Origin of the sequence: Alkaliphilus oremlandii OhILAs, assembly GCF_000018325.1 — a bacterium.
Taxonomy (GTDB): domain Bacteria; phylum Bacillota; class Clostridia; order Peptostreptococcales; family Natronincolaceae; genus Alkaliphilus_B; species Alkaliphilus_B oremlandii.
This window is the reverse complement of sequence record NC_009922.1, coordinates 2,103,877-2,119,216: the sequence shown is the minus strand read 5'-3', so window position 1 is coordinate 2,119,216 and position 15,340 is coordinate 2,103,877. Positions and strand designations below refer to the sequence as shown.

The following is a 15,340-nucleotide window of genomic DNA, read 5'->3' as shown; positions in this document are numbered from 1 at the left end:
AATGTCAACAATGTAACTTCTAATGTATAGCTAGAATAGTATGTATTAGGAGGTGTATAAAAGTGTATCAAAGTTATAATTATTATCAAAATAACAAGTGTTCAAATAACAATTACTTGAATTGTGGGTATAACAATAACAACTATTTTCAGGAGTTAATTCCTAGACTAGAAGAATATATTCAGGATGAATTACAAGATTCTGCCTATTATTATGCACTAGCTGAATTTGCCCCTACTCAAAGAGCAAAAGATTTAATAATGGAATTTGGTATGGATGAAGCTAAACATGCAGAAAACTTTCAAAGAGCATATAGTATGATAACTGGTAGATACTACATGCCACAACCATTAAAGCCTATTGTGATTGAAGATTATGAAGAGGCATTAAAGATAAGGGTAATAGCTGAAACCAACGATTATGAAAAGTACGGGAAGGAGTATTTGATGGCGCCAAATAAATATTTGCAAGATTTATTTTTTAACACTCGTACGGATGAAGCAAAACATGCTATGAGAATACCTATATTATTTGAAGAAGAGGCAGACTAATTTATAGTTTTCGAAATGTATTCCAGTCTATTTTTTTTTAAAAGAGTATAACTAAAAAATATGAACCTCATATTTGAATACCGTATTGTTCGGGAATGAATAAGCGGTATTTTTTATGTCGTATTACAAAATTTATCCTCATCTAATGAAAAAAATGCGACATAACTATTAAAATTTAAATAACGAAAAATGTTCTTTGAAAACTGAATAATACGGTATTAAAAACATAAATTCCCTATAACAATATAGAAAATATGGTATAATTTGCTTACTAAGTAATTTGGATTAGATAAATTATGTGAAATGAAATTATTTAAAAAATGGAAAATATGGAGGGGCAATATGTACGAATATAAATTTATAGAAGTTCCAATTAAGAGAAATTTTTCAACAAAGATAGGTGACAGTTTTAAAGACTGCCAAGAAATAATTTTAAAAGAGGCAGCTGATGGTTGGCGATTAGTTCAAGTTGTAATTCCACCAAACGAAAAAATGGGTGTCTTGGCTGCCTATAAATATCAGATAATTTTTGAAAGAAATAAAAATAGATCGAATGTATAACTTCTATTAATGACACATTTTGCTACAATATAAAATAAATAAAATGAATTTTATTTCGCATTTTATTTTTAAGGCGTAACAACAATTAAACATCAATATTTTATTTAATACCGTATTATTCAGAAATGGATTTTACGGTATTTTTATGTTGCATTACAAGCATTATATGAAGTTGCATCTAATGAAAAAAATGCGACGTAACTATTAAAATTATAAATGTGAAAAATATTCTTTGAAAACTGAATAATACGGTATTAAAAATGGAAATTTAATATAATAATATAGAAAATATGGTATAATTTTCTTATAAGATAAATCGAACTAGTGGAAATAAACATCAAAAATAAGGTAAAATCAAGCTGAGAAAAATATAATGAAAAAATCTATAAATATATAATATTAGGGCAGAAAGGAATAAATTGAAAGAGGTGAAAAAGTGAAAACAAGACAAAAAATTATTTCTGTTATTTCTTATATTTGTATTTTGTTTACTATTACTACTGTTATTAGCTCTATCAGGCAACTAACTCAAGGTATTGAGTATGATACAAATTCCCATATTTTATTAAGAATGGCTATATGTATTATAGCTATTATATTTATTGTTATTTTCAAGAAGATAAGAATAAGAAATATCTATTTAAGGGCTTTGGTTCAATATATATTATCCACAGGGTGTATATTTTTACTTATATATTTTTTAGGCTTCTTTACTGAATTGTCAAAAACAGCTTATAGGGATGTTTTTCTTAATTATACAATTCCATTTATTATTATTGCTACAGTAATAATTTTTAAAAGTAAAAGGAAAACGGATAAGCAGGCATTAGATGTATAACGTCATGATTATAAAACTAAATATTCAAATAGTATGCCGTATTATTCAGAAATGAATTATGCGGTATTTTTTATATCGCATTACAAATATTATATGAAGTTGCATCTAATGAAAAAAATGCGACATAACTATTAAGGTTGAAAATACAAACAATGTTCTTTGAAAACTGAATAATGCGGTATTAAAAAACAAGAATTTACTATAACAATATAGAAAATATGGTATAATTTGCTTGTTAGATTAATTACATTAGTACATATTGCGAAATAAAATGATTATCATACTTAACAAAATATGTCCTTTGCAAATCGTCATAATAGTTTTTTACGATAAATAGTTTCGTTTTCATTTTAAAAATTGAGGTGATGTTGATGAGCGAATTAGAAGAGATAAACCAAAAATTGTTAGAACCAGATAGATTTATTCCAGCAGAAAAAATAGATGAAATGACTTTACCTGAAGAAACTGGGATTTATTGTATTAAAGTTATTGATATGAAAAATAGTGGTTTTGAAGGAGAAATTCAATCGATATTTCTTGAACGGAACAATCCAATTTTATATATTGGAAAATCAGATAAAAGTACATTAAAAAAAAGATTATGCCAAGAATTAAGAGCTAAAGAACATGGCACTTTTTTTAGAAGTTTGGGTACAGTTTTAGGCTATTTACCGCCTAAAGGCTCTCTTAAGAATACGAAACGTAAAAGTAATTATAAGTTTAATAAATCAGATGAAGTATCTATAATTAATTGGATAAATAAACACCTTGAAGTAAGTTGGATTCAAATTCCAAAGGATATAGGCAAAATAGAAAAAGAATTAATAGAATTACGTACTCCTTTGTTTAATATAGTTAATAATCCAAGTCGAGTGCAATTACTTAAAGATATGAGGACATATTGTAGAGAGTTTGCAAATAGCTAAAATTTCAATATACTTGTTTCGTATTATTTATAATAGATTTGATAATGATAAAAAGGGATAACCATAAGATACCGTATTATTCAGAAATGAATTCTACGGTGTTTTTATGTCGCAATACAAGATTTACATGCAGTTGCATCTAATAAAAAGTAATGTGACATAACTACTCAAATTTAAAATTCAAATAATGTTTCTTGAGAACTGGATAATACGGTATTAGAAGCGTAAATTCTCTATAATAACATAGAAAGTGTGGTATAATTTTCTTATCGAATAAATCAGATTAGATGTGAAATGCATAACAAGTGTTATGTTTTAAAATTATATTGGTAGTAATATTCAATAAATTCAAAAGGAGAGTATTAATGAAAAATAAAAAGATTGTACTTTTTATAATCATAGCATTATCAACACCTACATTGATAGCATGCACAAAATACAGCAAAGAAAATAAAAATTTTGCAAGTGAAATAGAACAAAGTCAGCAAGTAAAAGATAATCTGGACAAAGTTGATAATAAGGATAAAACAACTTTAGTAGATAATAAAAAAGAAAATGAAAATATTCAAGAAGATGGTACAACAAATACAGTAGTAAAAATAGAGGGGATAAGAAAAGAGTTTCTAGAAAAATTAGATAACATCCAAAAAGAACTAGATGCCTTACCAGAAAAAAAGGACTCCGATGCTGGAGTAACAAATGCTATGAAAAACTATTACGGAAAATCCTATGATATGTATGATCAAGCATTAAATGAGATTTATTCTTTATTAAAGAAAGAATTATCACCAGAAATAATGAAAAATTTACAAACTGAACAGGTTAAATGGATAGAACAGAAGGAAGCTGCAGCAGATAAGGAAGCGTCTCAATATAAGGGAGGAACTTTTGAATTTGTTGCATATAAGGTATCTTTATACGAATCAACTAAAAAAAGATGTTATGAATTAGTTAGAGAGTATATGATGGATTGAAAAATAGATAGTCAACCTTATGAAAGTTACTCAGATAGTAAATTTACATCTGTGGTTAAGGCACATTATCTTATTAAAGAGCAATAACTACAAAACAAAATATTCTATCCTAATACCATATTATTCGGAATTGAATTTATGGTATTTTTTATGTCTCATTACAAGATTTAGATCGAATAAGACTGCAGCTAATAGTAACCCGCAGATCAAGATTCCAGCTGTAGCATATCCTGAAAATAATGGGACGTAACTATTAATATTTAGATAAGAAATAATGTTCTTTGAAAACTGAATGGTACGGTATTGAAAATTTGAGAACGCATTGTAGCAATATGAAAATATGGTATAATTTTCTTAATATATAAGTCATCTTAAATAAAAAATGCATGACAATAATAAGGAGAATTAATTAACGATTTAAATTGGCCAGGAGTATCAACTATAATAGAAGCTCTAAAGGCATTACCTGAAGATGTATTTTAAAAAGTGATTTCAAAGATATTTTACATCAGGCAGATTAGATGATGTCAAAATAAAAAAACTACTCAAATGTTATAAAGCCTCTGCAAGAGTCTGCTCTATAGAAAATATGATGAGTAATTAATTTTAGGAGAATAAAACATGCTGAAAATTGAGAAGATTGGTTACGACAAATTGGAAAACCTGTTGAGTATGTATCGGGAAAAGGCTAAGTGGTTAAATAAAATTGGGAAGCCTATGTGGAACATGGAATTTCTTGAAAAATCGAAGTTCATAAAAAAATATAATGACCCGGAGTGCTTTATAGCATATTTAAATAACAGCCCTATAGGTGGATTTATTTTAGTGGAAAGGGATGAGTTCTTTTGGGGAGCTAATAGCCATCTAGGTGCTTATTACATTCACAAAATTGTTGTTAAAGATGGATACACAGGACAAGGAAATGCACAGAAAATGATAAAATGGGCTGAAGCATATGCTAAAATAGCTGGAAAAGAGAAAATAAGATTAGATTGTTATGAAGACCGTAATTATCTAATGCAGTTGTATACAAGTTGCGGATTTAATTTAGTAGAAGTAAAGACTATGCCAGATGGTATAAGAATAGCACAATTTGAAAAAAAGCTTTAATAATCTAAAAAATTTTAAGGTGTAACAATATCAGTATTTTAATAAAGTCTTGATTGAAAGATATAGGTGCTGGGAACTAGCAAGAATTTCATACGATCCTCTTAGTGTACAATAGATGAAAGATGGACACTGACAAAGTGTATAGTAGTTATTTATTTGTAGAAAAGCGTGCCGCTATAATTAATAACGAGGCAAAACAATGTATCAATATAAAAGTATAAAATTAGCTATAAAAGGATTTATTGTATCAGAATTAGAAAATCATAATGAAATCATTGATATGGTGTAAATTTTGTGTGATAAGTCAAAGTAGTAAAGACGGCAAAATTGATTTTAATTATAACTTGAAATGGAGTGAATCAGGAGATGAAGAGCATAGATGTAATTGAAAGAAAACCATCACTTGAAGAATATATTCAACTAAGGAAGTCTATTGGCTGGAAGGTAATGCAATATGATGCAATTCAAACAGGATTAGATAATTCAATTTACTGTGTTTGTGTAGAAGACCAAGGCAATATAGTTGGGTGTGGAAGAATTATTGGAGACGGAGGAACAGTTTTTTATATACAAGACATAATGGTTAAACCATCATACCAAGAGCAAAAAATTGGTACATTAATTATGGAAAAAATTATGGATTATATTGATAGCAATTGTAAAGAAGGTACTATTATTGGGCTGATTGCCATAAGTGAACTTGATAAGTTCTATAAAAAGTTCGGATTTATATACAATGAGAATAACCGCTTTTATAGATATAGATAGTTCAAAATCTTTTTAATAGATGTAGCAACGATATAAATTAATAATGATTCAAATATCGTATTATTCAGAAATGAATTTGCGGTATTTTTTATGTCAAATTACAAGGTTATAACTGATTATGTCTCCTTTTGATTTCAATAAGGCATATTTAGTGATTGCTTCTTATGGAATTATCGGGTTAGGATTTGCAGGAACTTACGGCATAAATAAAGAGAAATTTGTATATGTTGCAAGTTTGATGACCCTAATTACGAAGGCGGAGCAAACCGAGTTTCATTAAAGCAAGGACAGGAAAATTTTTTGAAATTCGGAGCATGTGAAGAGAAAATGATTAAATATGTAAGAAGACCTCATAAGAATGATATAAGAGATAATAATTGGAAGCTACTATAAATATGAATTTTTTTGTTTCGCATCATCAATTTAAAGCGTAATAACTAAAAAATAAAATATTCTACTTTAATACCGTATTATTGAGAAACGAATTTTACGGTATTTTATGTCGCATCCAAGATTACTGCATAACATGAAAAAGATAAAAGAAATCTTGACTACATTAACTCTAAATCATCTAAGTGACAAGGAAAAGCGATAGACTGTAGCAAAAGGAATATAGGTCGTCCTAAGTAATGGTTTTACAAAGATATAATGGGTTTGTATGGCATTTAATCTTGACTTGAAGCAAAGTAGAAAAGATTTATTGCACCACATAAAAGAGAGGGGATATTATTTCAATAGGGAACGGATGCCCATATAGCGAGTGTATTTAGTTGTACCTAATGAAGAATATCCGATTTAACATAATTGCCGTTTAAGATTTTCAAGCTGTTTTTCCATATCTTCAATTTGATTTTTTATATCTTCTTTAGACTGTAAACTTTGTTGTTGAGCAGCTTTAGTAAGTAAGCTGGCACCAATTTGAGCAAAAACATTACCTAGAACGTTAATTTGATCGTTATTTAAATCTTGAGATATCAAAATGGAAATTAATGTGGAGTGATGGTAGAATAAAAAACGTAGAACTTAAACGTGATATGTCCTTGAATTTGATATAATAAGTGTATCAGACAAGGAGAGATTACTATGGGAACTAAAAAACAGTACAGCGCAGAGTTTAAACAAGATGCAGTTAATTATTATTATTCATCTGGCAAATCAATCAAAGAAGCAGCAGAGGATCTAAAAATTAGCACCACAGGTCTTAATAATTGGATTCAAAATGCCAAGAAGAATGATGGTGTAGTAAATCATAGAGGTTCTGGCAATTATTCATCAGATGCAGAAAAAGAAATTGCAAGACTAAAAAAAGAACTAAGAGATAAGGAAGATGCACTTGAAATACTAAAAAAGGCCATAGGCATACTGAACAAAGATTAACTGAAGCAATCTACAAAGAAGTAGAAGAATCATCTAAGAAGCGCCAGATTTCAGTTAACAGTGTGCTTAAAGTGCTAGGCGTTTCATCTTCTGGATACTATGATTACTTGAAAAGGCAAGATTCAAATCAAAAAATTAGAAAACAGCAGATTAAACAAGAAATTATAGAGATTTACAATGAATCCAAACAAATATATGGAGCACCCAAAATTACATCTATACTGCGAAGCAGAGGTTACGTTATCGCAGAGAAAACTGTTGGAAACTATATGCGTGAGCTAGGAATTAAGGCAATCTGGGTAAGTCCATACAAAAGGACGACAATTGATCCAGATTTTGATAATAAACTTAAAAATATTCTAGATAGAAATTTTTCACCTAACGCACCTAACACCGTTTGGGTAACAGACATTACCTATGTATGGACAGTAAGCGAGTTCGTTTACTTAACAACAGTAATGGATCTATTCTCACGAAGAGTTATAGGCTGGCACCTCTCAGATACCCTTTGTGTGGAAGGAGTACTAAGAGCCATTAACAAAGCGAAATCATCTAGGAAATTAGATACTCCGATAATTATTCACAGTGACAGAGGTGTGCAATATGTATCAAAAGCGTATATTGATGCAACACCAGCAGGCAAATTTATTCGAAGCTATTCAAAAAAGGGAACCCCTTGGGACAATGCTGTAATTGAGTCTTTTCATGCTCTAATAAAAAGAGAATGGCTCAACAGATTCGTCATAAGGCATATTAGTCATGCCCAAGAACTTATTTTTGAATATGTCGAAGCATTTTACAATACAAAGAGAATTCACAGTTATTGCGAGATGTCTTCACCATATGATTTCGAGGATAAATATGTTGGTTAGACGATTCAAGAATATATCAAGTTTTTATTGTCCGTTTTCTTGACAGAAGACCAGAGATAAGAAGCAATGTATCTGGATTTGTATTGGAAAGATTCAACATATTCATCACCTCAATAAGATGTTCTACCTATAGTATATTCTTTAGGTAATAAGAAGTGATACGGATATTGCGAGGCAATATGAAAATTAGAGAATTACTATAATAACACACAAAATATGATATAATTTTCTTATTCGAAGGTTATATTAGTGGAACAGTGTGGTCAAAGGAATCTATCGTGTATTTACTGAATTTGAAGGGATGTAATTTATTTTTTCATAAATATATAAATATATAAAAAGGAGATGGATGCTATATGGAATATGCATATGTAGGCTTAATAATTGTTGTATTTCTTATCTTAAATGTAAATATCAATGCATTACAGCAGAACCAAAAACGGGTAGAGTCAAAATTAGACAGAATTATAGAATATATAGGACTACCCGAATTGAGCAGAGAGTACATAGGTGATGAGTTAAAGGAAGAACTAATCAGACTTGTTAAGGGGAATGAAAAAATTAAAGCAATAAAGAAGTTAAGAGATGCTACAGGAATAGAGCTAAGGGAAGCGAAGGATTATATTGATAGTTTATAATATTAATTTTAAGAAAATTAATAAAAACAAAAAAAATTATTAGATAATATAACTAAAGGAAAAGATGCATTCTTCAATATTTCCAACAAGTATCATTAAAATTTATTTTCGCACAAGAAAAAGCGCCGTTCTTTATTCTACGCCGCTTTTTTTATTGTGAGCTCAATGAATAATTTTAATTTTGAAATCTATCAATAAAATGTAATCAAAATGACATATAACTGTAACCTAGATGTAAACATAAGCTAGTATACTAATTTTGTAAAGAGATAACAAAACTTTTAATCCCCCTTTATTAAACCTCGTCAGAAATGGCGAGGTTTTTTGTTTGCGAGGCATGTTGCCGAGCCGATGGTTTGAAAGACAACCTGTCACCTAGCTAATGGGAAGACAAGCTGTAAGTAAGGGCGTTTTCGGCGACGAGAGGGTCTGAAGGAAACCGATGGCGGTTGCTGGAACGGAGCGAAAGTAAACCAGTGTTGGCATGTGTAGCGGATAACCTTGCAAAAAGTAGGAACGTCCTAATATTAGCTTAGCTACATGTGTTTGGATGGTCGTTTTAGTAACAGGCGGAGCAACTTAACCTTGGAAGTACTGTACTCGATGCTGTAGGTTAAGTTCACAAGCGAAAGCAAGGAATTAAACTAGGGTGCAGTATGCAGATGAAGCCATAGTAGTGATAAAATCTGAGCCAATGAAATGGAGTAATCCTATGGAGGATAAAACTCAGGTGACACATCACACTGTTGATGTGGCTGACATAGGTCAAAAGCTTATGGCAGATGCGAAGGGCGAAAGAGGTTTCAAAGTGTATTGGAAAGGATTTCAAGTAAGGGCAAAGGTGTTAAATGAAGGCTGAAATGCCGGAAGGTACGAATAGCTGGCATAAAACAACTTGCGAGCTATCTCGACGACATAGATATGAAGTAATTAGACAAGCCGAAGATAAGATTGCCATAGAGCTAGAAACGTCAAGGGACTCTAATGAAAAACGTATAGCTTGAACAAGAAATAACGGAAGATGCAGCAACAAAGGAGGGAAAATCATGAGGAAATGGTACAGCCTTATCGATAAAATATATCGAAAAGAAAATCTAGAACTTGCATTTAAATATGTAAAGAAAAACAATGGAGCCCCTGGAATTGATGGGGAAACTGTTTTTAACTTTCATTTAAATTTAGAACTGAATATTGAGTTTCTTCATGATAAACTGAAAACCAACGGATATGAACCCAGTCCAGTAAGGAGAGTAGAAATCCAAAAGCCAGACGGTGGTGTAAGATTACTAGGAATCCCTACAGTAAAGGACAGAGTAGTTCAGCAAGCCATTGTAAATATTATTGAGCCAATCTTTGATAAGACATTCCATCCATCAAGTTATGGATATCGACCGAATCATTCACAACATGGAGCAGTTGCAAAAGCAGAACGTTTCATGAATAAATATGGCTTAGAGCATGTGGTAGATATGGATCTAAGTAAATGTTTTGACACCCTAGACCATGAAATTATGATGAAAGCAGTATCAGAAAGAATCAGTGATGGGCGTGTATTAAAGCTAATTGAGAAATTCTTAAAAGCGGGAGTAATGCATAGTGATAACTTTTCTAGAACAGAAGTTGGAAGCCCGCAGGGCGGAGTCATCTCACCATTACTTAGCAACATATACCTGAATCAGTTTGATCAAAGAATGATGAGTAAAGGTATCCGGATCGTACGTTTTGCTGATGATATTCTAATCTTTGCAAAAGATAAGAAAACAGCAGGAAATTACAAAGCGTATGCCACACAAGTTTTAGAGAACGAACTAAAACTGAAGGTAAATAATGAGAAAACCAAACTTACTAACGTGAATGAAGGTGTCGAGTTTCTAGGGTTTGTCATAAAGGATAAGTGGCTAGGAGTCAATCCTAAAAGAATTGAAAGATTCAAAGATAAAGTTCGTAGTAAGACCAAAAGGAATGCAGGAAGAAAACTAGAAGATATAATTAAAGACCTCAATCCTGTAATAAGAGGGTGGATTAACTACTACAGAATAGCCAATATCAAAAAGCTTGTAGAAAAGCTGATGGGATGGATAAGAAGAAGGCTCAGAATGATAAAGCTAAAGCAATGGAAAACTTATAAGGCTATGCATAAAGATATGAGAAAAGAAGGTATCAAAGGCAATGGAGAAAAGATGGCAGTCACGAAGTGGAAAAATTCCAATGTCCACATTGTGCATATGCTCCTTCCAAATAAGCTATTTGAGGAACTTGGCCTAATTGACATAGCAAAGTACGACGTTGGTTTGTTGTCGAATTACTATTAATTCGGAGAGAAACTTCAAGAGCCGGATACGGCAAACGTAAGTCCGGTTCTGTGAGAGCAAAGAAAACAGGACTAATTATCCTGTTTTCTAGCTACTCGATATGATCTTACAAGATAGAAAATATCCGAACACCTTGAGTTATGACGAATAATACAATAACTGCAATTGCTGTGGGAAGTATTGCTCCTAAGAGTGTCCACTTGATACTTCCTGATTCTTTTTTTATGGTCCATAGAGTAGTACCGCAAGGGAAGTGAAGCAATGAAAATATCATAAAGTTTAATGCGGTTAACCAAGTCCAGCCATTGGCGAGAAATAGTTCTTTCATTGCTGACAGGCTATCTAATTCCACCATAAATCCACCAGATGTATAGCTCATAATTAATATGGGCAATACGATTTCGTTGGCTGGTAGGCCTAAAATAAATGCCATTAATATAAAGCCATCTAAACCAATTGCAGTAGCAAATGGATGTAATAATTCAGCAGCATGGTTTAATATACTTTGATCGCCGATCTGAATATTTGTCAATATCCATATGAATAATCCTGCTGGCGCTGCAACAGCAATTGCTCTACCCAGAACGAATATGGTTCTATCTAAAAGAGAGCGATAAAGAATCTTGCCAATTTGCGGCTTTCTATAAGGTGGAAGTTCTAAGGTAAAGGAAGATGGAATTCCCCTTAGAACTGTTTTCGATAACAAATAGGATACCAATAATGTTGTTGCGATTCCTAGTAAAACTAAAATACATACAAAGAAAGAAGCAGCTAAGGTTGTTGCCCTATTGGACACAAAACCACCGATAAATATCGTGGATAGTGCGACTAAGGCTGGAAAACGACCATTACAAGGAACAAAATTATTTGTAAGGATTGCAATCAGTCTTTCTCGTGGTGACTCAATAATTCGGCAGGCAATGACTCCAGCGGCATTGCATCCAAATCCCATACTCATGGTTAAGGATTGTTTTCCATGGGCACCTGCTTTCTTAAATAATTTATCTAGATTGAAGGCAACCCGAGGCAAATACCCCAAGTCTTCTAATAATGTAAATAAAGGAAAGAATATGGCCATGGGTGGCAGCATTACGGATATGACCCAAGCCAATGTTCGATAAACACCTAGAACGAGTATGCCGTGAAGCCACTGGATGGATTCCCAGGACATAAAAAAATCCGTTAATTTTATTTCTACTCGATAGAATAAATTTGAAAGCATCTGCGATGGAACATTTGCTCCAGCGATAGTCAGCCAAAATATAAAACCTAATAATAAAAACATGATCGGAAATCCAATGTATTTTGATGTTAGAATATCATCTAACTTTTTATCAAAATTGCGATGCTCCTGATTTTGATTCACGGTGATTACAGATTTTACGATTTCCTCCGCTCTATTAAAGATCATCTGGAGTACAGCATCTTCAGTTTCTGCTGCATCCTTATAGGCAATATTTTTAGGGGAGACAATTTCCTCTTTTAAAATAACATTATAAGTTCTCTCAATTAAAAGATTCAAGCCTTCCTTTTTTCTTGCTGATGTACCGATTACAGGAATGCCAAGCTCTATCTCTAGAGCTTCCAAATCGATTCGAATTCCTTTTCTTTTCGCCTCATCCATAAGATTCACACAAAGAACAACATTATTTGTATGTTCCATGATTTGAAGGACAAGATTTAAATTTCTCTCAAGACAAGTGGCATCGACGACAACGATGGTGGCGTCGGGATTGCCCAAGCAGATGAAGTCCCGGGCAATTTCTTCTTCTACAGAATTTGGTGATAAAGAGTATGTGCCGGGCAAATCAACCAAAATAAATTTTTTATCTCGATAAGTATAGCTTCCTCTAGCATTGGATACCGTTTTTCCAGGCCAATTACCTGTGTGCTGATTCAATCCTGTTAAGGCATTAAATACTGTACTTTTACCAACGTTAGGATTTCCGGCCAGTGCAATGACAAATTCATCATCACTATTTAATTTAATATTAAAACTTTCATTCAATGCCGACTTTCCACAGGATTGTGAACTTAACCCCATAATTCCACCTCCAACAAATAAATTATTGTATGAATTTGACTAAAATTTTATCCGATTCTTCCTGACGTAAAGCAATTAATGCACCACGAATATTGTAAGCAACAGGATCTCCTAAAGGACTTTTTCGAATTACATCAATGACAGTTCCGGGAAGCAGTCCTAAATCCAGCATTCTTCTTCTCTGTAATCCCATAGATAAAAGCTCAACGATTTCAACGGTATCTCCTGCTTCTGTTTTAGAAAGACGTGTAGGATTTTCAAACTTATCTTTATTTTTCATAGCATCCCCCAGCTTTTTTATATTTAAATAAAATTTCCCCTATATACTCTATGTTGTAAGCAGAACATATGAAATTTGTCCGAGGTAAAAAATTCAAAATAAAAAGGTCATATATAAATAGATTGGAGCATTTTAGGGTATAAACAAGAAGAGGATCAGTAGCTGGATTATTTTTATAATTATGTAATGATATCCTTAGAATAGTATTATGAATTAGGCATATACTACTATTACATCGAAAGGAAGTGATGACAATTGGAGCTTTTATCAATTTTAGCAGAAAAAAATCCGAATAAAATAAAAGAAAAAATACAACCTGTGTTAGAGTCCTTCCATAAAGAAGGTGTAGATTTACAAGAGCGGTTATATTTTTTCGAACCATTTTATTATATAAATTATAGCGTCGACATTAAAAGTATAAAAGAGTATCCAATTAAAGACTTCATCAATATATTTAAATTTTGTATCGCCAATGCGATTTGTGAATATATATTGGAAGTAGAGGAACCCAATTTAATTGAATACATTATAAGTACAGATTACTGTTATTTTGATGTTCGAGAACGATCAGAGATTTTTCGAAACTCAATCAATATATTAAGTGAAGAAAATGCGGATAGCTTTATATCAAAACCAAATACCGTTAGTATGAAGTCTAAAATACTGAATAACTTAATCGATTACTTAGATGATAACAATGAAATCAACGTGGAAGGTTTTGTATTATTTAGACTAAAAGATTATCTATTGGAAATCAATGAAATTGTGGAGAAAGCAGTGGAGGATTTTCTCGTAGATAAGGAATACAATGAGTTTATTAAACTATTAAAATATTTTGTTGATGTTCAGGAGTCTAAAGTAGATCAAATTCATGTAATCTTTGATGAAGGAAAAAGATTTAAACTTTACGATAAATATAGAAAACCATTAAACAATGATTATGTAAACAGTGTAGCTGCGGAGCTTGCGGAGAATAATATCAATCAAGATGATCTGCTGATCAGTGCCCTAATCACCATCGCCCCTAAAGAAATATTGGTTCACAATCTACCTCGATTCAATCGAGGAAAAATTATCCAGACTTTAGAAAAGATATTTCCAGAAAAAGTACACTGCTGCAATAGTTGTGAATTATGTGGCTGCACCATAAACATTCATAAAGAATAAAAGGTACCCCCAACATGGGGGTTTGTCTATTGGATGGACAAGATATTCATATAGTGGTATAATGCTTTCTATGATGTTGAGATGTAGGCATCTGAATTAGTTTATGCACAGGAGAGATGAACATATGTGGGCATTACAATTGATGATATTAGCTGCCATAGGAGGAGTTATCGGTTGGGTTACAAATTATCTGGCGATTAAAATGTTATTTCGACCTTTCGAGCCAGTTGCCATTCCTATAATCAATTTTCAATTTCAAGGACTGATACCAAAGCGAAAAACTGAAATTGCTAAAAGTATCGGTGAAACCATAGAAAAAGAGCTATTATCCGTAGATGAGATTATGAATAAATTGATCACTAGTAGCAACAAAGGTGAAATTATAGCCCTTTTAAAAGGAAAGATCACTGAAATTGTGTCGGAGAAACTACCGTCCATCATCCCATCTACATTTAAAGGAATGATTTCAAAATACGTGAACGATGTCATCGACAAAGAGGGAGAACAAATAATTGATGATTTAATAGAGACCTCTATAAAAAAAGCCAGTTCAAGTATAGAAATTAGCAAAATGGTAGAGGATAAGGTAAACGAATTTGATATGGCACAAATGGAAGGCATTATTATTCGGATCGCTCAGAAAGAATTGAAGCATATTGAAGTATTGGGTGGAATTTTGGGCTTTATGATTGGTATCTTCCAAGGAATTATCACTTTATTTTTTTAGAAAATTCAAAGGACCCTTTAAAATATATTGACAAATATATTTCTATGAAATATACTGTTATAAATACTTGATAATTTAATACTTTAGCATTGAAAAGGACGAGTAAATTAAACCCAGTATTTAGAGAGGAAGCACAAAAGCTGGAAGTGCTTCTATACATGGATAATTGAAAACTACCTTGGAGCTGTTACTGAG

General features: G+C 31.8%; 19 protein-coding genes and 1 other annotated feature (1 of these 20 cut by a window edge). Of the genes, 16 read left to right on the top strand and 3 right to left on the bottom strand.

Annotated features, from left to right (window positions below; all coding sequences use genetic code 11):
* The first annotated feature begins 62 nt into the window (after nucleotides 1–62).
* The 9 genes from CLOS_RS10390 (at nucleotide 63) to CLOS_RS16450 (ending at nucleotide 6,121) form a co-directional block, all read left to right on the top strand.
* Nucleotides 63–551, top strand: coding sequence for a ferritin-like domain-containing protein (locus CLOS_RS10390; RefSeq protein ID WP_012159843.1), 489 nt, complete (start codon nucleotides 63–65; stop codon nucleotides 549–551).
* Nucleotides 552–893: 342 nt separating this feature from the next.
* Nucleotides 894–1,112: a DUF4177 domain-containing protein gene (locus tag CLOS_RS10385; RefSeq protein ID WP_012159842.1), complete on the top strand. Its 219-nt coding sequence runs from the start codon at nucleotides 894–896 to the stop codon at nucleotides 1,110–1,112.
* 436 nt (nucleotides 1,113–1,548) lie between these two features.
* Nucleotides 1,549–1,950, top strand: coding sequence for a DUF6608 family protein (locus CLOS_RS10380; protein ID WP_012159841.1), 402 nt, complete (start codon nucleotides 1,549–1,551; stop codon nucleotides 1,948–1,950).
* 371 nt (nucleotides 1,951–2,321) lie between these two features.
* Nucleotides 2,322–2,876 carry a GIY-YIG nuclease family protein gene (locus CLOS_RS10375; RefSeq protein WP_012159840.1) on the top strand — a complete coding sequence of 185 codons (555 nt, stop codon included), beginning with the start codon at nucleotides 2,322–2,324 and terminating at the stop codon, nucleotides 2,874–2,876.
* Between the two features lie 365 nt (nucleotides 2,877–3,241).
* On the top strand, nucleotides 3,242–3,850 hold the full coding sequence (locus CLOS_RS10370) for a lysozyme inhibitor LprI family protein (protein WP_012159839.1): 609 nt from the start codon (nucleotides 3,242–3,244) through the stop codon (nucleotides 3,848–3,850).
* Nucleotides 3,851–4,471: 621 nt separating this feature from the next.
* On the top strand, nucleotides 4,472–4,960 hold the full coding sequence (locus CLOS_RS10365; RefSeq protein WP_012159838.1) for a GNAT family N-acetyltransferase: 489 nt from the start codon (nucleotides 4,472–4,474) through the stop codon (nucleotides 4,958–4,960).
* Between the two features lie 366 nt (nucleotides 4,961–5,326).
* Complete coding sequence (locus CLOS_RS10360) at nucleotides 5,327–5,728, top strand: GNAT family N-acetyltransferase (RefSeq protein WP_012159837.1); 402 nt, start codon at nucleotides 5,327–5,329, stop codon at nucleotides 5,726–5,728.
* A gap of 118 nt (nucleotides 5,729–5,846) precedes the next feature.
* On the top strand, nucleotides 5,847–6,008 hold the full coding sequence (locus CLOS_RS15935; RefSeq protein ID WP_156774443.1) for a hypothetical protein: 162 nt from the start codon (nucleotides 5,847–5,849) through the stop codon (nucleotides 6,006–6,008).
* Nucleotides 5,945–6,121, top strand: a complete 177-nt coding sequence (locus CLOS_RS16450; RefSeq protein WP_083757159.1) for a CPCC family cysteine-rich protein — start codon at nucleotides 5,945–5,947, stop codon at nucleotides 6,119–6,121. Before CLOS_RS15935 ends, CLOS_RS16450 begins: the two co-directional genes overlap by 64 nt.
* A 402-nt stretch (nucleotides 6,122–6,523) precedes the next feature.
* Here the strand turns inward: CLOS_RS16450 and CLOS_RS16090 are convergent, their stop codons facing one another.
* Nucleotides 6,524–6,706 (bottom strand): hypothetical protein, encoded by a 183-nt coding sequence (locus CLOS_RS16090; RefSeq protein WP_242649569.1) that lies wholly within the window; start codon nucleotides 6,704–6,706, stop codon nucleotides 6,524–6,526.
* 105 nt (nucleotides 6,707–6,811) lie between these two features.
* On the opposite strand from CLOS_RS16090, the gene CLOS_RS10355 reads away from it, so the two are divergent.
* The 5 genes from CLOS_RS10355 to ltrA all read left to right on the top strand — a co-directional run bounded on the left by CLOS_RS10355 (nucleotide 6,812) and on the right by ltrA (nucleotide 10,927).
* Nucleotides 6,812–7,105 (top strand): transposase, encoded by a 294-nt coding sequence (locus CLOS_RS10355; RefSeq protein ID WP_012159746.1) that lies wholly within the window; start codon nucleotides 6,812–6,814, stop codon nucleotides 7,103–7,105.
* Nucleotides 7,106–7,113: 8 nt separating this feature from the next.
* Nucleotides 7,114–7,977, top strand: coding sequence for an IS3 family transposase (locus tag CLOS_RS10350; RefSeq protein ID WP_156774436.1), 864 nt, complete (start codon nucleotides 7,114–7,116; stop codon nucleotides 7,975–7,977).
* 356 nt (nucleotides 7,978–8,333) lie between these two features.
* Complete coding sequence (locus tag CLOS_RS10345; protein ID WP_012159836.1) at nucleotides 8,334–8,615, top strand: ribosomal protein L7/L12; 282 nt, start codon at nucleotides 8,334–8,336, stop codon at nucleotides 8,613–8,615.
* 694 nt (nucleotides 8,616–9,309) lie between these two features.
* A complete protein-coding gene (locus CLOS_RS10340) occupies nucleotides 9,310–9,474 on the top strand; it encodes a hypothetical protein (protein ID WP_198006281.1) in 165 nt (54 codons plus the stop codon).
* A 187-nt stretch (nucleotides 9,475–9,661) separates the two neighbouring features.
* A complete protein-coding gene (ltrA, locus tag CLOS_RS10335; protein WP_012159835.1) occupies nucleotides 9,662–10,927 on the top strand; it encodes a group II intron reverse transcriptase/maturase in 1,266 nt (421 codons plus the stop codon).
* 106 nt (nucleotides 10,928–11,033) lie between these two features.
* Here ltrA and feoB read toward each other — a convergent pair whose 3' ends face one another.
* Both feoB and CLOS_RS10325 read right to left on the bottom strand, forming a co-directional pair.
* The gene (gene feoB, locus CLOS_RS10330; protein WP_012159834.1) at nucleotides 11,034–12,971 is read right to left on the bottom strand and encodes a ferrous iron transport protein B; all 1,938 of its coding nucleotides are present in this window, start codon (nucleotides 12,969–12,971) and stop codon (nucleotides 11,034–11,036) included.
* 22 nt (nucleotides 12,972–12,993) lie between these two features.
* Nucleotides 12,994–13,251 (bottom strand): FeoA family protein, encoded by a 258-nt coding sequence (locus CLOS_RS10325; protein WP_012159833.1) that lies wholly within the window; start codon nucleotides 13,249–13,251, stop codon nucleotides 12,994–12,996.
* A gap of 255 nt (nucleotides 13,252–13,506) precedes the next feature.
* Here CLOS_RS10325 and ytxC point away from each other — a divergent pair, with 255 nt between their 5' ends.
* Both ytxC and CLOS_RS10315 read left to right on the top strand, forming a co-directional pair.
* Nucleotides 13,507–14,418: a putative sporulation protein YtxC gene (gene ytxC / locus CLOS_RS10320; RefSeq protein WP_012159832.1), complete on the top strand. Its 912-nt coding sequence runs from the start codon at nucleotides 13,507–13,509 to the stop codon at nucleotides 14,416–14,418.
* 124 nt (nucleotides 14,419–14,542) lie between these two features.
* Nucleotides 14,543–15,145 carry a DUF445 domain-containing protein gene (locus CLOS_RS10315; protein WP_012159831.1) on the top strand — a complete coding sequence of 201 codons (603 nt, stop codon included), beginning with the start codon at nucleotides 14,543–14,545 and terminating at the stop codon, nucleotides 15,143–15,145.
* An 80-nt stretch (nucleotides 15,146–15,225) separates the two neighbouring features.
* Nucleotides 15,226–15,340 (top strand) — a binding site (T-box leader) (it continues 99 nt past the right edge of the window).